Raw genomic sequence first — 20,477 nt, 5'->3', positions numbered from 1 at the left:
ATGAATGTACTAATGAAAAAAATCACACTACTTATTGCTATCATCGCATTAGGTTTTACAGCTTGCAAAACTGCTAAATACCCAGAATTAGCCGATGGAATTTATGCTGATATTCAAACTTCCAAAGGACCTATTTTAGTTGAGTTAAACTTTACAGACACGCCAGTTACTACGGCAAACTTTATTGGTTTGGCAAAAGGAACGCATCCACAATTGGTAGATAGTTTACAAGGAAAACCTTTTTATGACGGATTTATTTTCCATAGAGTTATGGAAAACTTTATGATTCAAACAGGAGATCCACTTGGAACTGGAATGGGCGATGCTGGTTATAAATTTGATGACGAAATTGTAAAAACATTAAATCATAACGAAGCAGGAACTTTGGCAATGGCAAATTCTGGTCCAGATACTAGCGGAAGTCAATTTTACATTACACATGTTCCGTATCCTTCATTAAATGGAAGATATACCGTTTTTGGAAAAGTTGTGATCAATCCTGCAAAGGAAAAAGAATTAAGAGCTCAAATTTCTGACACTGTTGCTTTAAAGAAAGCAATTGATTCTGTAAGAATGGCAACAGTAAATATTATTGCAAAAGTACCTGTGTTGAAAACTCCAGATGCTATGAACAAACCTGTTGATGAAATCACAATGGAAAGTGTTGAAATCATTCGTATTGGTTCAGATGCAAAAGCATTTGATGAAGTAAAAGTATTTTCTGGTCAGTATGCTGAAAAAGCAAAAGCGATTGAAAAAGCAAAAGAGATTACAGCAAAAACTTTAGCTAAGTTTGCAGAACAAAAAGCAAAAGCGACTGAATTACCTTCAGGTTTAAAGTATTATATTTCTGAAAAAGGTACTGGAGCTAAATTATCTGCAACATCTACTGTAGAAGCATATTACGCAGTATATTTTGCTGCCGATGGGAAATTATTACAAACAAACAATTTAGCAACCGCAGAAGCTTTAGATGCCGTAGATGCGCAACAAAAAGCCGCAAACGCATATAAGCCAATGGAAACTGAAATTGGTCCTGATGCACCTATGATTGCTGGATTCAGAGAAGGCCTGCAACAATTGAGTGTTGGAGACAAAGCAACTTTATTCTTACCATCGCATTTAGCGTATGGAGAAAGAGGAAATAGAGGAATTCCTCCAAATTCAGATTTAGTTTTTGAAATAGAAATTGTGAGTGAAGTTATTAAATAAAATAATAAAAAGATATTAAAAAGCCATTATTTACTATTCAATAATGGCTTTTTGTTTTAATAGATTTACCTACACTATCTCCTTTCTACAGGTATTCTGACCAGCACCATTTGGACACCAACTACAAGTTATTCCTTGTGAATCTGATAATGAAGTAGTCTCACATAAAGGGTTATCAGCAGTGGATAAAAAACAAAATGGATTACCAGTTTCATTACTCCAAGTATTATCTCCCGCCATCAAATTACTTGCTGTTAAATTAGAAATTGTCTTTTTACTCAAAGATAAATTCAAATTATTCTTTTTTTTCATAAATAAATATTTTAAAATTTGATTAAAAATACACTATTTCTTACATAGAAATACTATTTATAAGATTTTTAATGCAATAATACTAAAACTTATTCTTTCTTTTTTTTAGTTTTTTCAATATTCAAGATTTTACACTTAACTCTTTTCAAGAAAAAAATCTATATTTTTCATCTATTTTCCTGTTTTGAGAAATTCATACTTGGATGATATTTGCACCGAAACAAAAAACAAATATCATGAAAAAACAAATGAAAACTCTAGGATTAAAAAAGCAAACGATTTCTTCTTTAGAAGCACAATTAGTAAATGGTGGCGCACCAACAACTCATTCAATGATAACAATGGAAAGAGGATGCATAAGCCAACAAGGATGTGATCCATTACCACCTGCACAACCAGAACCAATGACACTTTCATATTCAAATTGTGGACAATGCACAAGCTGGTAAAACGCTTATAATAAAGTAATTGTATTATAGAAAAGAGGTTGTCTGAAAAGCAGTCATTGCGAATGAAATGAAGCAATCTGTCAAGTTTAAGTTATTGACTTACAGATTACTTCGAAATGAAAAATTTCTCGTAATGACGTTGTTTAAACCTTTTCAGACAGTCTCTTTTTTACAGGAAAAACACTACTATATTTTCATCTCTTTTCCCCTTTTGGGAGTTTCATGTTTGACTGATATTTGCAATGAAACAAAAAACACATATATCATGAAAAAAGAAACAAAGGCTCTAGGATTAAAAAAAGAAACAGTTTCTACATTTGAAGACGAAATCACGGCAGATGTAGCAAAATCAAAAGGAAAAAAGTGTAAGACAAAAACAGTGAAACCAATACCTCAAATGCCACAAGACCCAAGACCAGATACAGGTGCTTCTCGCTGTATAAAATGCGGAACCTGGTTGTAGAACTACTTATTAAAAACAAAAAAGCTCCTCAATGAAGGAGCTTTTTGCTTTTATATTTTTTCCAAAAATTATTTCTTCGGAATGTTCTTTAAGATTTCCAACACAAATTTCCAATATTTCTGAGTAGAAGAAATACTTGCACGTTCGTCTGGCGAATGCGCTCCACGAATAGTTGGTCCAAAACTAATCATTTCCATGTCTGGATAATTTGTTCCTAAAATTCCACATTCCAATCCTGCGTGACAAGCTGCAACGTTTGGTTCCTCATTATTTAGTTTCTTATACAAATCAACCAAAACTGGTAAAATAGAAGCATTCATATTTGGTTCCCAACCTGGATACGAACCTGAAAATTCTACTTCGCAACCAGAAAGTTCAAACGAAGCTCTCAATTTTGTCGCTAAGTCCATTTTTCCACTTTCCACAGAAGAACGCGTTAAACATCCAACTTTAATTTCTCCGTCTTTTACGATTACTCGTGCAACATTATTTGATGTTTCTACCAAATCTTCAATATCTGGACTCATACGATATACACCATTATAAGCAGCATATATGGAACGTGTAATTCCTTCTTGTACGCCTAATTCCACAACTTCCGTTGGAGTTTCTATAACAGTACACATAATTTCTAAATCCGCTTCAATCGTTGCAAATTCTTTTTTAATAGTATCAGCTTGTGTTTTTAATTCAAATTCAAACGCTTTTTGATGCACTTTATCAACTACAACAGTTGCAACACTTTCTCTTGGAATAGCGTTTCGTAAACTTCCTCCGTTAATTTCAGCAATGCGCAATCCGAAGTTTTCAAATCCATCAAATAAGATCCGATTCATCAACACATTTGCATTTCCAAATCCTTTATGAATGTCCATTCCGCTATGTCCACCTTGCAATCCACTAATTGAAATTTGATATCCTACAACACCTTCTGGTGTTTCTTCTTCAACATATGAACGTCTTGCAGTTACATCAATTCCACCTGCACAACCAATTCCGATTTCATCATCTTCTTCCGTATCAAGGTTTAGTAGAATTTCTCCTTCAAGCAATCCGCCTTTCAAGCCCATTGCGCCTGTCATTCCTGTTTCTTCATCTATCGTAAATAACGCTTCCAATGCAGGATGCGCAATATCGTTACTTTCTAAAATTGCCATAATCGTTGCGACTCCAAGTCCATTATCTGCACCAAGTGTTGTTCCTTTTGCGCGTACCCAATCTCCATCAATAACCATTTCAATACCTTGTGTATCAAAGTCAAACTCGGTATCAGAATTTTTTTGATGTACCATATCCAAATGCGATTGCATTACAATGGCTTTTCTGTCTTCCATTCCTGAAGTTGCTGGTTTTTTGACAATTACATTTCCTACTTCATCAATAATAGTTTCTAAACCTAAATCTTCTCCAAATTTTTTCATAAAAGCAATTACACGTTCTTCTTTTTTTGAAGGTCGCGGCACTGCGTTTAAATCTGCGAATTTATTCCAAAGTCCATTTGGTTCTAAAGTTCTTACTTCTTGACTCATATTAATTTTTTATTATGGATTCAATTTAATGTTACAAAGGTAAATGTTAGCGTGTAAAATTCCTTGCTTTTGCATGAATACATTTTGAACTGTTTTATCAATGACGAAAAAATCACGTTCATTTTAGTAATAGTTATTTAGTTTTTTTACATTAGCTATGTATCATTGCCCTAAATGATGTTCAAATGTATTGCTTATGACCAAGAGAACAAAACTCCTAATTGCTGTATCTTTTCCTATTCAATTTATTGCTATTAAGATACTTGCAAGTTACCCAGCGTTTGTAGAAACCTATTACAGTAACGGATTATACCCAATAATTTCAAAGATTTTTAGAGTTATTTTTGGTTGGATTCCTTTCTCTATGGGCGATATTTTCTATACAATTGCTGGAATTTTAATCATTCGATACATTTATAAAAATTTCCGTTTGTTCCGAACTGAATTCAAACGTATTTTATTGGACACTTATATTGTAATTACTATCACATACTTCGCTTTTCATCTACTTTGGGGAATGAATTATTATAGATTGCCGTTGTATAAATCGCTTGAATTAGATCGGAAATATTCCACAGAAGAATTGGTTAACTTTACCGAAAGAGTCATCGCGAAAGCAAACACAATTCAATATCAAATTACACAAAACGATACTGTAAAAGTTGAAATTCCTTATAAAACCAGTGAAATTCTTGATAAAACAGGCAACGGTTATGAAAATTTCAGCGCAAAGCAACCACAATTTACATTTACACATCGTAGTTTAAAGACTTCGCTTTATAGTAGTTTCTTAACTGTTATGGGATTTAGTGGTTACATCAATCCGTTTACCAATGAAGCGCAGATCAATCGCAAAATTCCTGTGTACAAATTTCCTGTAACGGCAAGTCATGAAGAAGCGCATCAAATTGGGTTTTCAGCGGAAAACGAAGCCAATTTTATAGGTTGTATGGCAGCTTTACATAATGACGATATTTACTTTCAATATGGCGCGTATAACTTTATGGCGTGGCATTGTTTACGAGAAGTACACAACAGAAATCCTGAAGAATATGAACGTCTAAAACTGACCTTACATTCAGGGATTCAGAAAAATTACGATGAAGTTCGTGCTTTTTGGACGTCGCATAAAAACCCACTCAAACCGATGTTTAAGTTTACTTTTGATCAATTCCTAAAAGCAAACAATCAATCTGGTGGAATTTTGAGTTACAGTTATGTGGTTTCACTTTTGGTGAATTATGACAAGAAACATACGCTTGTTCCTTAAATACGAAACCATCAATTTCCTCGTTTAAAGTGTATGACAAGAACAATTCTTCTTATTATATGTGTTTTTTGTTGCGCTTGCGCGAATGAACGCAGCAATACGTCAACTGTAGTTTCCACAACAAAAACTTCGGAAATAGTATCAAAATCTTCTAGTAATTCTAATACTATTGATGCTACTCAGTTAAAAATCAATCGGAAGCCAAAAGGAAATTACAACACCATAAAACAAACGATTGCAACTGATCGTGCATATTTTGCAAAACAATTTAAACAAAACAAACAAAAAACAATTGATTCTGCTTCCAGCTATTTATACAACAAATTACTCAACGAAATCGTGCCACATTGGTACGGAACGCCGTGGGATTTTAACGGACATACCAACATTCCAAATGAAGGCGAAATTGCATGTGGCTATTTTGTTTCCACAACCTTAAAACATTTGGGTTTTAGACTCAATCGGTACAAAATGGCGCAAGAAGGCGGCACAAACGAAGCAATCACACTTCAGCCACGAGCTGAATTAAAAATCTATCGGAATATCTCTCAAACAGCGCTCAAAACAAAACTCAATAACGTATACAAAGACGGCATTTATTTTGTAGGATTGAGCAATCATGTTGGCTATGTGCTCATCAAAAACAAAGAACTCTACTTTTTACATTCAAGCTATTGCGATAATAAAGTCATACTTGAGAAAGCAGAAACTTCGCCGTGTTTTCAAAGTGATATTTATGTTTTTGCAGAAATTACTACAAATCGGAAGCTCATTCAAAAATGGATTCAAAACACACCAATTCCAATTCATAAATAAACGTTAAAAAAATCTTAATACAGCAAACGGAGGCGGAACATCTCTTATCTTTAAAGACTAAACTAACCTCTAATAATAAGCAATGAATAAATCGTACTTGCTGCTGTTATTTCTTTTGTGTAGCCTAACCACTTTTGCTCAGGATTACTTTCCTAAAAATGACGGCGTTAAAACAGAAGAACGCACTATAACAGCTTTTACCAACGCAAAAATCTATGTCACACCAACACAGGTCATAGAAAACGCAACACTCATTATACAAGATGGAAAAGTGTTGCAAACTGGAACTAACATTTCCATTCCGAAAAATGCTACCATTGTAGATTTGACAGGAAAAAGTATCTATCCTTCATTTATTGATCCGTATTCTGACTTTGGTCTCAAAGCACCAAAACGTACTCTTGGTAGACGACGAGGCGCACAATATGATGCTTCACGCGAAGGATATTATTGGAACGATCACATCAGACCAGATATAAATCCGATGACAAGTTTTTCTTTTGACAAGAAGAAAGCTACTGATTTATTAAAAGCTGGCTTTGGAACGGTAAATACACACATGAATGACGGAATTGTTCGCGGAAACGGACTATTAGTTGCGCTAAATGCTGATGCTGACAATAGCATGCGCATCTTAGACAATCGTTCGGCACAATACTTATCGTACGAACGAAGCAATGCAACACAACAATCCTATCCGACTTCATTAATGGGAAGTATGGCGTTAATTCGTCAAATGTATCATGATGCAGATTGGTATTCAAAAGGAAATGCAAAACGTAAAGATTTAGCCTTAGAAGCTTTAATAGCAAATAAAAACTTAGTGCAAATTTTTCATTCAGGAAACAAACACAACAGTATCAAAACAGATGCAATTGGTGACGATTTTGGAATTCAATACATTTTAATCGGCGACGGAACAGAATATGAAAACATCAGCGCGATGAAAGCGACAAATGCTTCATTCATTATTCCAATCAACTTTCCAAAAGCCTATGACGTTTCAGATCCGTACGCGGCTGGCGTTTTAGAATTAGAAGCGATGAAACACTGGAATCAAGCGCCTTCAAACCCAAAAACATTGGCAGACAATGGAATTGCGTTCAGTTTCACAACGCACGATTTAAAAAAGGCAAGTGAATTTAAAGGAAAACTACAGAAAGCCATCGAATATGGTTTAGACAAAACAAAAGCGTTGGAAGCGTTGACAACAATTCCTGCTCGTATTTTAAAACAAGAAGATAAAGTTGGAAGCTTACAAAATGGGCGTCAAGCAAACTTCTTAATTACTTCGGGAGACATTTTTGATACGAAAACCGTACTCTACGAAAATTGGGTTCAAGGAAATCAAAATGTTTTCAAAGACAAATCGCATAAAGATCTTCGCGGGAAATACGCGTTTACTATTGCTGGAAATACCTATGACGTAAACATTTCAGGTTCGCCAGAAAAGTTGAAATCAGAAGTAATGAAAGATTCTATGAAATTAGGTTCTAAAATAGCTTTCAAAGACAATTGGTTACAATTACAATTTACAACACCTGACACGACGAAAAAAGAATTTATTCGGTTGACTTCGCTTGTAAATAATGCAACGTATTTCTCTGGAAAAGCAATCTTAGCAAATGGTTCCGAAACTTCATTCAATGCAACACAAAAAGAAGTTGCTGAATCGAAAGATAAAAAAGGAGACAAGAAAGATGATACGATGGAAGCGCCAAAGATGTTACCACTTTCGTATCCAAATAGTGCATACGGTTCGGCAACTTTACCGCAACAAGAAACCATTCTATTCAGAAATGCTACGGTTTGGACAAATGAAAAAGACGGAATTCTTCAAAATACGGACGTTTTAGTAAAAGACGGAAAAATAGCGCGAATTGGAAAAAACCTCAGCGCAGGAAATGCACGAATTATTGATGCGACAGGAAAACACTTAACTTCTGGAATTATTGACGAGCATTCGCACATTGGCGCATTTGATATTAATGAAGCTGGACACAATTCTACGGCAGAAGTTAACATGGCAGATGTTGTAAACCCTGAAGATGTAAATATTTACAGAAACTTAGCTGGTGGCGTTACAACGATTCAGTTATTACACGGATCTGCAAATCCAATTGGTGGACGTTCTGCAATTTTAAGATTAAAATGGGGACGATCTGCAGATGACATGCTTTTTAAAGATGCTGACGGATTCATCAAGTTTGCATTAGGTGAAAACGTAAAACAAAGTAATTGGGGCGATAACAACACAACACGTTTTCCACAAACACGAATGGGCGTTGAGCAAGTATTTACAGATTATTTTCAACGTGCAAAAGAATACGAAACAAAGAAAAAAACTGGAAACTATCGGTATGATATTGAAATGGAAACGATTTTAGAAATTTTAAATAAAAAACGTTTCGTTTCCTGTCACTCATATGTTCAAAGTGAAATTAATATGTTAATGAAAGTTGCTGATAAATTTGGTTTCAACATTAACACCTTTACACACATTTTAGAAGGTTACAAAGTAGCTGACAAAATGAAAGCACATGGCGCTGGCGGATCAACTTTTTCAGATTGGTGGGCTTATAAATTTGAAGTAAATGACGCAATTCCGTATAACGGCGCAATTATGCACAGCCAAGGAGTTGTTGTAGCTTTTAATTCTGATGATGGCGAAATGTCTCGCAGATTGAATCAAGAATCGGCAAAAGCTGTAAAATATGGTGGCGTTTCCGAAGAAGATGCTTGGAAATTTGTAACGCTGAATCCTGCGAAATTATTACATATTGACGATAAAGTTGGAAGTGTAAAAACTGGAAAACAAGCAGATTTAGTACTATGGACAGCTCATCCAATGTCAATTTACGCGAAAGCGCAAACTACCATGATTGAAGGAACTATTTATTTTGATTTGGAACGTGATACACAATTACGCAGAAAAATTCAAACCGAACGTACCGAGTTGATGAACATGATGCTGTCAGAGAAAGACAAAGGCATGAAAACGCAACCTGCTAAGAAAAAAGAGAAAGTAGATCATCATTGTGATACTGTTGAATATTAAACAAAACTGACATGAAAAAATATTTATATAAATACATCGTATGCGTAGCTGTTTTGTTCAGCGGTTTAAGTTTTGCACAACAAACGCCTGCGCCAAAACAATCGCAAGCAATTTCAATTGTTGGCGCAACCGCACATATTGGAAACGGACAAGTGATTGAAAATGCTACAATAGTATTTGAAAACGGGAAAATAGTTCGTGTTGGCGCTTCTGCTACGACACAAACCGCTGGAAAAGTAATTGACGCGAAAGGAAAACATGTATATCCTGGATTTATTGCGCCAAATTCTACACTTGGTCTGGTTGAAGTTGACGCAGTACGAGCAACAAAAGATGAAGACGAAATAGGTAATTTTAATCCACATATTCGGAGTTTGATTGCGTACAATACGGAATCGAAAGTTGTAGAAAGTTGTAGACCAAACGGAATTTTAACAGCGCAAATTGTGCCACGTGGCGGACGCGTTTCTGGAACTTCTTCAATTGTACAATTAGATGCTTGGAATTGGGAAGATGCAGCTGTAAAAGTTGACGATGGAATTCACTTAAACTGGCCAAGTAATTTTTCGCGAGGTCGTTGGTGGCTTGGCGAACCAAGAGGTTTGAGTCCAAATAAAGACTATGCAAAACAAGTTATAGCAATTCAAGATGGATTCAATGAAGTATCAAGTTATTTAAACGGCTCTAGAAGTCCAAAACACTTGCCAAATGAAGCAATGAACGGATTATTTAAAGGTTCTCAAAAACTATATGTACATGTTGATACTGAGAAAGGAATGTTGGATGCAATCGCTTTCGCGAAGAAAAACAACGTGAAGATAGTTATAGTCGGCGGTTATCATGCACATAAAATAGCAACGACTTTGCGCCAAAATGATATTCCTGTTTTATTACACAGAACACATTCAGTTCCTGAAATGGACGATGAAGATTATGACTTATCATACAAAAAAGCAAAAATATTAACCGATGCTGGCGTGTTAGTTGGACTTGAAAATAGCGGACAAATGGAGCGTATGAATACGCGTAATTTGCCATTTTTGGCAGGAACAGTTGCTGCGCAAGGTTTGGATAAAGAGAAAGCGTTGCAATTAATTACATCGAATACAGCTAAAATTTTAGGAATCGATGATCGTTTAGGAACGTTAGAAGTTGGAAAAGATGCAACACTTTTTATTAGTGAAGGTGACGCGTTAGATATGCGTGGAAATATTTTGACATATGCGTTTATTGAAGGACGAATGTTGAGCTTAGAAACGCATCAAACAAAATTATGGAAGCGTTATATGGAAAAATATAGTAGAAAGTAGTAACTTGTATATTAATAGTTTATGGGTTTATAAGTTTAAGGGTTTAAAAAATAAATGTTATGAAGATGATACAAAAATTCGTTTTAGCAATAACTTTATTAATTGCTGTACAAATATCAGCGCAAGAAACTGAGAACATTGCTGTTGAGAATTTTAAGTTGCCAAGTTTTTCAGAATTGTCAACTGATATAGCTACTGATTATTATAAAGTGCGTGAATCATTACCTAATTTATCAAATATTGGTGAACACGTTCAGAAAGAAATCAGAAGAGGATTCTATAGCGAAAATAGTATTACATACACATTCCGAAACTTTACAGACGGAAATTCATTATTGCCAAATATAAGTCCGCAACGATTTCAATTGCGAAACAACTTGAACACTATTATGTTTAATGGATTTGATGCAAATCAAATGCACTTTAACGGAGCTTATAAAAGAGCAAATTAGAAACGATTATATACTTAAACAAAAATGCCTCTTCGGTTTGAATAGGCATTTTTGTTTTTGGTATTTTAGAAATTTAGAAATTATCCTTTCGGAACAACAACGCCATCTGCTGGACGCTCGTACATCGAGTTTTCCATTGTTTTATTCGTTAAACTTACATTGGTAAATTCAACTGAATTCCGTTCTCCTGTTACTTTTCCATCTTCGGTTTTGTGCCATGTCAATGTTTTTGGCAATAAAATTCCGTTTACTTCCTGCCAATCTCCATAACGAATGTAACTCACTTTGTTACTTGGTTCTCCGTTGTAATACGTTACGGTATAGCCTAGCCATTCCATATGAAACGTCTCTGGATTGTAGTAAATAAAGTAATTGTCTTCTGGAGAATCGCCAACATTGTCACCATATGAAATTTTATATCCTGGATATTCAACACCTTCATACAAGAGATTTTCTGCTTCGGTATAGGTAATTCCGTCATCGCCTAATACAAATGGCATTGCATAAAAATAGAAATATAAATTGTGGTAAAAACGTGCATTTCCTTTAAAGGCTGTCGTGTCTTTTTGTGCTAGCCACACGGTTGTTCCGTCATAACCAATGGAAAAATTTTTTCCTTCAATACGTGCTTTTCGTGATTTCAAGTCAGTGACATGTTTTTCTGTTGCTTCTGGTTTTACCATTTCGTATATGAGCGTTTGTGAAGCGTTCCATGTGTCAATTCCGCCGTGTGCGTTGAAAACTTTTTGTAAATTTTCAGGATAATTTTTAGTGACTACTTTTTCCGCTTTTGGAGTTTCTTTAGGTGTTTCCGCCTTTTTTGTAGTGTTGTTACAGGCTATGATGAGAAACATTCCTAATACTGTGATGGCTATTTTTTTCATTTGATTAGTTTTTTTATTGCTGCGTAAGTCGGAATTGTTTTGTGTTCATTACATGGGGGTTGAGATTGCTATGCTGAGAGACTTTAATTTATTGTATTTATTGGTAGAATTAAAGGCAACGTGCAATTATATCTAACGTATTAGAAGAATAAGGATATGAGGTGAAATATAGTGTTAGCGATTCATTATTCATTTATACTTTCAACTAAAGCTTCATATTGATCTATATCTGTTTCTTTTATTCTATTCAAAACGGCATTTGCTATTTTTCTAATAGCCTCGGCATCTATCGGCTCCATTCCTCTCTCAAAGTTTTCTCCTAAATGTGAATATTCATTTATCAATCGATTTATCAGATTTATAGTTACACTGTCATTGTCAAAAAACTTTCCTAATCTTGAGTCAAGCCCAATTAGATGATTTGGATATTTATAAAACAAATAAGCTTCTAAAAACTTTCTCATATTATTTCCAAAATTATATTGATAGGTATGTCCAATTGTTTCAACATCAGAGTTTGCACAGTGGTGTATTTGATCGAAAAGATAATTGAATTCAGTTATATAATTTTTTAGGTATTTAGGTGCAAGCTTTATATATGTACTTGACTTATCCTTCCTTTCTATTAAGAAATGTTGTCTACCATCAACTGCCTTAACTGTAGGGATTGGCTGGTGTTTTTCTGGCGAAGTAAGTTTCTTTAAGTACTTGAGAAAATCTAAATTATGAGTTGATATAAAAAGTTGTCCATATTTTTTTGGCTTTCCAATAATACTTTCAATTAAACTAAACATAAAAAAGATATGATTGCTATCAAGACTAGAAATTGGGTCATCGATATAAATAATTAACTTTTTCAAATTTAATTCATCTTTCATTTCGTCTTCCATTCTTGCTATGAAATAACAAAATGATATTAAACTACATTCTCCTTCACTTAAATTTTTCGCATCATCGGAATCACGTGTGATTTTAAATTCGATGTCTGGAGAAACTCCAATCGACACTAATTTAAGTTCTTCATGACCAAAGTAATGAGCTAAATGTTGGTTTACTAACTCAGCTCCTTTACTCTCATCTTTAGCCTCTGCTTCTAATTTTCGTTTCTCTTCTAAAAGTTCTTCTACTTTTTTTTTCGTTAAGAGGCTAGCAGTATCCTTAAGTTGAATATCAGCTTCTAAAATTCCAAGAGTATTGTTATGCTTTTCATATTCAATATTTTTAACAAACTCAGCTACCTCAGACATTCTCAATTCCAACCTGATTTTCTCTTGAGCTTCTTTTAATGAAGAAGTTGATAAATTATGCTCCTCAATTAGTTCGTTAAATTTTGTAAATGTTTCAAGAATTTCATCCGATGTATCTGTACATTCGGGTCTAATTGTTGAATTAAATATATCCTTCTCTCGTAATTCAAGAGAACTAATTAATTGATTCAACGCATTTATATAAGACTCACAATTAATTTTCCATTCTTCTTCTAAGATTTCGAATTCTGGATGAAGTTTCTGATAGAAATCTTCTTTTTTTAGAGAAACAAATTTATTGATTGCATCTTTTGCGTTATTCAATGCAACGACCTTTATCCGTATTCGATTTCTTAACTCTTCAGATTCTTTGTTGAAATGTAAGTCTAATTTACTCCACAAATCAGCTGGAATTGGATTCCCGCAAAATCCACAATTATCACGAATTTCTTTATGAAGCCCTATTCCTTTTCTTGTCCATTCTTGCAAGACTGCATTTTCAATCAGATGCTTAAGCGTTTCCGTTGCTCTTATTTCTTGAAATAGTATTTCATTTACTTCCTCGAAGTATTTATTGAAATTTGGTTTCTTTTCTATTAGCTTTTGTATGTCATTTTTGGCTTCTTCTTTTAAAAGTCTAGTCTTATCAAAAATAATATCGTCGGCTAAAAGAGTCTCAGGCTTTATTTTACTTATGTCTCGTTTTATTGTGTTGATTTGATACGTAGGATAGTTGTAAATTGTTGATGTTCTTTTTATCTCAACTGCCTTCTCTCTTAGTTTATCATTTAATGATTTTTTGCTTTGCTCTAATTGTGTCTTTTTTGTATCTAAAATTTGCGTTTCAGTATCATGTGTAAAAAGTATTCCTTTTTTTTCTTCAATACTTCCTAATTGCTCTTCAATGAATCTTATTTTCTTGTCCAGTTCAATATTCTTTGCTCCCAATATTGTAAATGGCTTTATTGAACCATCTTCATTATGCAACCAACTTAAATTTTCATTTACAAAATCAGTATTGTATACCCTTATTTTAAAATCTGGATCAAGTTCAAGTATATTGTCTTGTGTTATTTCCTTTCCATCTGAAAATGTTACTTTGAATTTTGAATCTATATAATTCTTATGAATTAATCCATCCTGCAAAGATTTAAAAATCCTTGCTAATGTTGTTTTTCCTGAGTAGTTTCTCCCATACAAAATATTTAGTTTCCTAAATAACTCTTTACTTCCAACAGAGTCCTTCCATTGATAATCATTAAAAAGTCCAAATTTTTCTATATCTATTTTCTGTATCATTTATTTTGCCCCTTAATGATCACTAACATCCATATAACGAACATACTTTTATTACACAACATCCATTTCCTACAAATCTAAAGGATTTCTACTTTAGTTTTAAAGAATTCCTAAAAAAGATTTCTATTTCGTCAAATAGTTACGAATGTAAAAATCATAGGAGTTTCTCTTATTTTCCTAAATATAAAACCATCTCGCATTTTAACCTTAAAATACTCCTAAAAAAAACCTGCTTAGGTTTTACTAAAAACCACAGCAAGAAACAACAAAATGTAGCGGAGGTTTTGGGTAAAACCTCCGCTACATTTTTCAATGAGTTACGGTTGAAATTTAAAAAACTCATTAGGCACTCATTATCAATTACTTACAGTCAAATCAAACGCTACTATAAATCGACCTTAGTTTTTACTTAGTTCGGTGTTAGTACCTTGTGTTCAACTTGCTATTTGTAAGAAAAAAAATAAATACTTCTATACAATTTTAGCCAAAAAATTTCACTCCAAAAAACAAACTCTTTCCTATATTTGCAACATGTACAAACAGATTTCTAGTACGCAAAATTCTATTGTAAAATACATACTTCAACTTCAAGAAAAATCGAGAAATCGAAAAAAAGAAGGAAAGTTTGTATTGGAAGGTTTTCGTGAGTTATCGCTTGCGCTAGATGGTAATTACACTATAAACACCATCTTATTTTATCCAGAAATTTGCTCGCACGAACGTGTACAAATACTTTTAGAAAACACTAAGAATTCGCCTGAATGTATTGAAATTACAAAAGATGTCTATCAAAAAATTGCCTATCGCGGAAGTACAGAAGGCGTTTTGACAATTGTTGAAACGAAAGTACATTCGCTCGAAACAATTTCGTTTCACAATAAAACACCTTTAATTTTAGTAGCCGAAGCACCCGAAAAACCTGGGAATATTGGCGCATTGCTCCGAACTGCTGATGCCGCAAATGTAGATGCTGTTTTTATTGCAAATCCAAAAACCGATTTGTATAATCCTAATATTGTGCGCTCAAGTGTTGGTTGTGTGTTTACGACACAAGTTGCGATGGCAAGTACGAGCGAAATCATTTCGTTTCTCCAAGAAAAAGAAATTTCAATTTATTGCGCAGCATTAACAGCTTCTGAGAATTATCACATTCAAAACTTTAAAAACGCGACTGCAATTGTTGTTGGAACTGAAGCTACAGGTTTGAGTGATGAATGGTTGAAAAATTCTACCCAAAATATCATCATTCCAATGCAAGGAAAAATTGATTCTATGAATGTTTCTGTTGCTGCGGCTATTGTTATTTTTGAAGCCAAACGGCAACGAAATTTCGAAAGTTAAAACTATTAAAAAATAGTTTTCAAGATTTTTCTAATTCAAATTCTATACAAATAAACCATATAACTAACTGATAATCAATATTCATTTACACAATAAAAAATGTATGTGAAACCAATACTTCTATGCAACCCTACTTTCTTTTTTAAATTCATAAAACATACTTGCTAGTTACATTTCTTTAGCTTAATTTTAATTCTTATGACAGAAATTGATATTGAGAAAGAAAACGCAGCGATTGCCAAGCAGTACAAAGAACTGTTGCGCATTAGTTATCAAGTGCTTTCTAGCGAAGACAAAAAAATCATCCGAAAAGCTTTTGATGTTGCTGTTGACGCGCACAAAGATCAACGAAGAAAAAGTGGAGAAGCCTATATTTTTCATCCAATTGCTGTCGCCAAAATTGTAGCTTCCGAAATAGGAATGGACGCAACTTCTATTGCTTCTGCCCTATTGCACGATGTCGTAGAAGACACGGAATATACGCTAGAAGATATTGAACGTATGTTCGGAATTACCGTCGCAAAAATTGTAGATGGTTTGACCAAAATTTCGCATTTAAAGAAAGATAAAGATGTGTCCATGCAAGCGGAAAATTTCCGTAAAATGCTATTGACAATTAATGATGATGTCCGTGTAATTATTATTAAAATTGCCGATCGATTGCACAATATGCAAACGATGGAATCCATGCCTGCGCACAAACAAGTCAAAATTGCTTCCGAAACTTTATACATTTACGCGCCTTTAGCACACCGGATTGGATTGTATAATATTAAAACTGAATTGGAAGATTTAGGATTGAAATATACAGAACCTGAAGTTTTTAACGACATTGAAAATAAAATTGAGGAAAGTAAAGAAGAACAACAAGAATATATTGACAACTTTGCTTCTATGATTAAAAATTCTTTGGATAAAGAAGAATTGACTTATGAAATAAAAGGTCGTTTTAAATCTATCTTTTCCATTCGTAGAAAAATGGTGAAACAAGGCGTAACTTTTGATGAAGTCTACGATAAATTTGCCATTCGGATTATTTATAAAACAGACGACCTTGACAATGAAAAATTCCTTGCTTGGAAGATTTATTCGATTGTAACAGATCATTTTCGTCCAAATCCTGTGCGTTTGCGCGATTGGATTTCTTCACCGAAATCTACAGGTTACGAAGCCTTACACATTACGGTAATGGGACCAAAAGGTCGTTGGGTTGAAGTACAAATTCGTTCGCATCGCATGCATGAAGTTGCAGAAAAAGGTTATGCAGCACATTTTAAATATAAAGAAGGAGAACAAAAAGAAAACGGTTTAGAACCTTGGTTAAATAAACTACAGGAAGCTTTAGAAAATCATGAAGTAAGCGCGGTTGATTTTGTAGAGCAGTTTAAACTGAATTTATACGCAAAAGAGATATTTGTGTTTACGCCTACGGGCGATTTAAAATCGTTGCCAAAAGGAGCTACGCCACTCGATTTTGCATTTAGTATTCATACGGAAGTCGGCTATCACACGCGTGGCGCAAAAGTAAACGGAAAATTAGTTCCGCTAAGTCATGAGTTGCAAAGTGGCGATCAGGTGGAAGTTATTACTTCTGATAAATCTAAACCGAATGCAAACTGGTTGGATTATGCAACGACTTCAAGAGCGCGATCTAAAATAAAATCTTCTTTAAGAGAAGAAAAAAAAGGCATTGCAGAAGACGGAAAAGAAATTTTACGCAGAAAATTGAAGCAATTAAAAATTACACTTGATGAAGCTTCTGTCAATGATATGGTAAGTCATTTTAAGCTAAAAACAAGTTTAGATTTGTTTTATCGTGTTGGAATTGGCACTATTGACAACCAAAAGTTAAAGGAATTTGCGTCGCAACGTGGCAATAGTATTTTTAACTTTTTTAAGAATAAAATTCGAAGAACGCAACATACAAACGAAGAAATCAACCAGCCTGAAGTTTCCAATCGCTATGATTTGATTGTCTTTGGTAAGGAAGAAGAAAAACTAAATTATAAGTTGGCAAATTGTTGCAATCCTATTCCTGGCGATCCTGTTTTTGGTTTTGTCACCGTAAATGAAGGCATTAAAGTACATAAGAAAGATTGCCCAAACGCGGTAAGTTTACAAGCCAATTACGCATACCGAATTATGATTGCAAAGTGGATTGATTCTTCTCAAGAAGAATTTAAAGCACTTTTAGAGTTTACTGGAATTGATAATATGGGACTGGTCAATGATGTGACAAAAATCATTTCAAGCAATATGAACGTAAACATGAGAGATATTAGCTTTGCATCTAATGACGGAATTTTCACAGGAAGAGTTACTGTAGTTGTGAAAAATAATTCAATATTAAAACGCTTGATTAATAATCTGAAAAAAATTAACGGAATTGAAAAAGTAACTCGCGCTTAGCGTTTCCTTCATTAAAATATACTTAAAAAAGCTGTCTTAAAACGTAAAAATCAATGTTTTAGACAGCTTTTTTCTTCATAATAAAGTTGTTAATAGTTACATATCTCTTTGGTTTCACAATATAATGTACACACATCGCCATGCGTTTCACAGACTTCTGGTTTGGTCACTAATGTGGTAAACTGTACGGTGAATTGAATGGTGATTACAATTGGATTCGTTCCTCCTTTTATTTGATTGCTATCTAAATTAGAAATTACATTCTTACGAAGATTAAGTCTTAGGTTAAATTCTTTTTTTTTCATGACATATAAAATATTAAAGTTAATTACAATAGAATACATACCAATATTGGCATGACTAACCATGTTACTTATATGAAATTTAGAGGAAAGCATATTTCTGATACTCAGAAAGATACTTACTAAAAGTACATTTTTAAAAGCGAAAAAACAAACAAAATCAAATTATATGATCATAAATCCGCTCTACTTTACGTGTCTATTTGAATTCCAAACGATAATATATCTCTAAATCTGAAAAATAAGTGTAAATTTGTTTTTTAATCTTCAGCCAAGATGCAACAACAAATGGAGGAAACTAATCAAGATATTGTAAAAAACGTTTTTACTAAGTTTTTAGAAGATAACGGACATCGAAAAACTCCTGAACGTTTTGCCATACTACAAGAAATTTACGACAACGAAGAGCACTTCGATATTGAGTCGCTATACATTAAAATGAAAAATAAAAATTATAGAGTTAGTAGAGCCACGCTGTACAACACTATTGATCTTTTATTGGATAGTAGTTTGGTTCGAAAGCATCAATTTGGGCAAAACCAGGCACATTACGAAAAATCATATTTTGACAAACAACATGATCATATTATTCTAACAGATACTGGAGAAGTGATGGAATTCTGCGATCCAAGAATTCAAAGTATTAAAAAAACTATAGAAGAAATTTTTGAAATTGATATTCACAATCACTCATTATATTTCTATGCTACAAAGAAAAAATAACTACAAACTACAACTCACTAACTAAATTATTACAATGGCAGTAGATTTACTACTCGGACTTCAATGGGGAGACGAAGGCAAAGGAAAAATTGTTGACGTACTTACCGCAAACTACGATATTATTGCACGTTTTCAAGGTGGACCAAATGCTGGTCATACGTTGGAATTTGATGGAATTAAACACGTATTACGTACAATTCCATCAGGAATTTTTCATGAAACCGCTACCAACGTGATTGGAAATGGCGTCGTGATTGATCCTGTGGTTTTTAAGAAAGAATTAGACGGTTTGGCGCAATTCAATATTGACATCAAAACGAAACTTATTATTTCGCGAAAAGCACATTTAATTCTACCAACACATCGGTTGTTAGATGCAGCTTCGGAAGCTTCCAAAGGAAAAGCCAAAATTGGTTCTACTTTAAAAGGTATTGGACCAACATATATGGACAAAACTGGAAGAAACGGAATTCGTGTCGGAGATTTAGAGTTGGACAATTGGAAAGAGAAATATCGTGCATTGACTAACAAGCATGAGTCCATGATTAAATTCTACAACGTTGATGTTCAGTACAATTTAGAAGAAATGGAAACAGAATTCTTTGAAGCTGTGGAAATTTTAAAAGCATTGCAATTCATTGACAGCGAAGAATATTTACACCAAGCACAAAAAAGCGGGAAAACTATTTTAGCTGAAGGCGCACAAGGTTCGTTGTTAGATATTGACTTCGGAACGTATCCGTTTGTAACTTCTTCTACAACAACTGCGGCTGGTGCATGTACAGGTTTAGGAGTTGCTCCAAACAAAATAAAAGAAGTTTTCGGAATCTTTAAAGCGTATACAACGCGCGTAGGTTCAGGACCTTTTCCAACAGAATTATTTGATGAAGTTGGCGCTGATATGGCTCGAATTGGACATGAATTTGGTGCTGTAACTGGACGCGGAAGACGCTGTGGATGGCTCGATTTGGTTGCACTAAAATATACAGCGCAAATAAATGGAGTTACACAATTAATGATGATGAAAGGCGATGTGCTTTCTGGTTTTAAAACCTTAAAAATATGCACCGCTTACAAATATAAAGGAGAAACTATTTCGCATCTTCCATACAATATTGAACCTGAAAATGTAGAACCAATCTATACAGAATTTAAAGGTTGGAAAGAAGATTTGACCAAAATGACAGATTCTTCTCAACTTCCAAAAGAATTGAATGCATATATAGATTTCTTAGAAAAGGAGCTCGAAATTCCGATCAAAGTAGTTTCTGTAGGACCTGATAGAACGCAAACAATACACAGATAATTAATAAAAAAGCTTCCAAATTGGGAGCTTTTTTTAATTCTAATCAAACACATTTTAACAATTTTTATAGTTTTAGGAATGGTTTTTGTTTTGTT

General features: G+C 33.8%; 17 protein-coding genes. 12 read left to right on the top strand and 5 right to left on the bottom strand.

The window, feature by feature from the left end:
• The first annotated feature begins 12 nt into the window (after positions 1-12).
• Complete coding sequence (locus tag IMCC3317_RS21545) at positions 13-1,212, top strand: peptidylprolyl isomerase (protein WP_160131535.1); 1,200 nt, start codon at positions 13-15, stop codon at positions 1,210-1,212.
• Between the two features lie 69 nt (positions 1,213-1,281).
• Here IMCC3317_RS21545 and IMCC3317_RS21540 read toward each other — a convergent pair whose 3' ends face one another.
• Complete coding sequence (locus IMCC3317_RS21540; RefSeq protein ID WP_160131534.1) at positions 1,282-1,524, bottom strand: hypothetical protein; 243 nt, start codon at positions 1,522-1,524, stop codon at positions 1,282-1,284.
• Between the two features lie 236 nt (positions 1,525-1,760).
• Between IMCC3317_RS21540 and IMCC3317_RS21535 the strand changes: the two genes are divergently transcribed.
• Both IMCC3317_RS21535 and IMCC3317_RS21530 read left to right on the top strand, forming a co-directional pair.
• Positions 1,761-1,973 carry a hypothetical protein gene (locus IMCC3317_RS21535; RefSeq protein WP_160131533.1) on the top strand — a complete coding sequence of 71 codons (213 nt, stop codon included), beginning with the start codon at positions 1,761-1,763 and terminating at the stop codon, positions 1,971-1,973.
• A gap of 265 nt (positions 1,974-2,238) precedes the next feature.
• Complete coding sequence (locus tag IMCC3317_RS21530; RefSeq protein ID WP_160131532.1) at positions 2,239-2,436, top strand: hypothetical protein; 198 nt, start codon at positions 2,239-2,241, stop codon at positions 2,434-2,436.
• 68 nt (positions 2,437-2,504) lie between these two features.
• Here IMCC3317_RS21530 and IMCC3317_RS21525 read toward each other — a convergent pair whose 3' ends face one another.
• Positions 2,505-3,965 (bottom strand): aminoacyl-histidine dipeptidase, encoded by a 1,461-nt coding sequence (locus IMCC3317_RS21525; RefSeq protein WP_160131531.1) that lies wholly within the window; start codon positions 3,963-3,965, stop codon positions 2,505-2,507.
• A gap of 196 nt (positions 3,966-4,161) precedes the next feature.
• Here IMCC3317_RS21525 and IMCC3317_RS21520 point away from each other — a divergent pair, with 196 nt between their 5' ends.
• From IMCC3317_RS21520 to IMCC3317_RS21500, 5 genes are all read left to right on the top strand, one after another.
• Positions 4,162-5,235 (top strand): DUF3810 domain-containing protein, encoded by a 1,074-nt coding sequence (locus tag IMCC3317_RS21520; protein WP_160131530.1) that lies wholly within the window; start codon positions 4,162-4,164, stop codon positions 5,233-5,235.
• A 33-nt stretch (positions 5,236-5,268) separates the two neighbouring features.
• Positions 5,269-6,051: a hypothetical protein gene (locus IMCC3317_RS21515; protein ID WP_160131529.1), complete on the top strand. Its 783-nt coding sequence runs from the start codon at positions 5,269-5,271 to the stop codon at positions 6,049-6,051.
• A gap of 82 nt (positions 6,052-6,133) precedes the next feature.
• On the top strand, positions 6,134-9,109 hold the full coding sequence (locus IMCC3317_RS21510) for an amidohydrolase family protein (RefSeq protein WP_170293863.1): 2,976 nt from the start codon (positions 6,134-6,136) through the stop codon (positions 9,107-9,109).
• An 11-nt stretch (positions 9,110-9,120) separates the two neighbouring features.
• The gene (locus tag IMCC3317_RS21505) at positions 9,121-10,419 is read left to right on the top strand and encodes an amidohydrolase family protein (protein WP_160131528.1); all 1,299 of its coding nucleotides are present in this window, start codon (positions 9,121-9,123) and stop codon (positions 10,417-10,419) included.
• 59 nt (positions 10,420-10,478) lie between these two features.
• Complete coding sequence (locus IMCC3317_RS21500) at positions 10,479-10,871, top strand: hypothetical protein (RefSeq protein WP_160131527.1); 393 nt, start codon at positions 10,479-10,481, stop codon at positions 10,869-10,871.
• Between the two features lie 80 nt (positions 10,872-10,951).
• On the opposite strand, the gene IMCC3317_RS21495 is transcribed toward IMCC3317_RS21500, so the two are convergent.
• The gene (locus IMCC3317_RS21495; protein WP_160131526.1) at positions 10,952-11,755 is read right to left on the bottom strand and encodes a DUF6503 family protein; all 804 of its coding nucleotides are present in this window, start codon (positions 11,753-11,755) and stop codon (positions 10,952-10,954) included.
• Between the two features lie 185 nt (positions 11,756-11,940).
• On the bottom strand, positions 11,941-14,301 hold the full coding sequence (locus IMCC3317_RS21490; protein ID WP_160131525.1) for an AAA family ATPase: 2,361 nt from the start codon (positions 14,299-14,301) through the stop codon (positions 11,941-11,943).
• Positions 14,302-14,832: 531 nt separating this feature from the next.
• Here IMCC3317_RS21490 and IMCC3317_RS21485 point away from each other — a divergent pair.
• Both IMCC3317_RS21485 and IMCC3317_RS21480 read left to right on the top strand, forming a co-directional pair.
• Entirely contained in the window at positions 14,833-15,642 is an 810-nt protein-coding gene (locus IMCC3317_RS21485; protein WP_160131524.1) for a TrmH family RNA methyltransferase, read from the top strand.
• 198 nt (positions 15,643-15,840) lie between these two features.
• The gene (locus tag IMCC3317_RS21480; protein WP_160131523.1) at positions 15,841-18,051 is read left to right on the top strand and encodes a RelA/SpoT family protein; all 2,211 of its coding nucleotides are present in this window, start codon (positions 15,841-15,843) and stop codon (positions 18,049-18,051) included.
• 89 nt (positions 18,052-18,140) lie between these two features.
• Here the strand turns inward: IMCC3317_RS21480 and IMCC3317_RS21475 are convergent, their stop codons facing one another.
• A complete protein-coding gene (locus IMCC3317_RS21475; protein ID WP_160131522.1) occupies positions 18,141-18,356 on the bottom strand; it encodes a class I lanthipeptide in 216 nt (71 codons plus the stop codon).
• Between the two features lie 285 nt (positions 18,357-18,641).
• Between IMCC3317_RS21475 and IMCC3317_RS21470 the strand changes: the two genes are divergently transcribed.
• Positions 18,642-19,076 (top strand): Fur family transcriptional regulator, encoded by a 435-nt coding sequence (locus IMCC3317_RS21470; protein WP_160131521.1) that lies wholly within the window; start codon positions 18,642-18,644, stop codon positions 19,074-19,076.
• Positions 19,077-19,110: 34 nt separating this feature from the next.
• Positions 19,111-20,382, top strand: a complete 1,272-nt coding sequence (locus tag IMCC3317_RS21465) for an adenylosuccinate synthase (protein ID WP_160131520.1) — start codon at positions 19,111-19,113, stop codon at positions 20,380-20,382.
• The last annotated feature ends 95 nt before the right edge of the window (positions 20,383-20,477 follow it).

Origin of the sequence: Kordia antarctica, assembly GCF_009901525.1 — a bacterium.
GTDB classification, from domain to species: Bacteria; Bacteroidota; Bacteroidia; order Flavobacteriales; family Flavobacteriaceae; genus Kordia; species Kordia antarctica.
The sequence above is the reverse complement of the archived record's forward strand: the minus strand, read 5'-3'. Positions and strand labels throughout refer to the sequence as shown.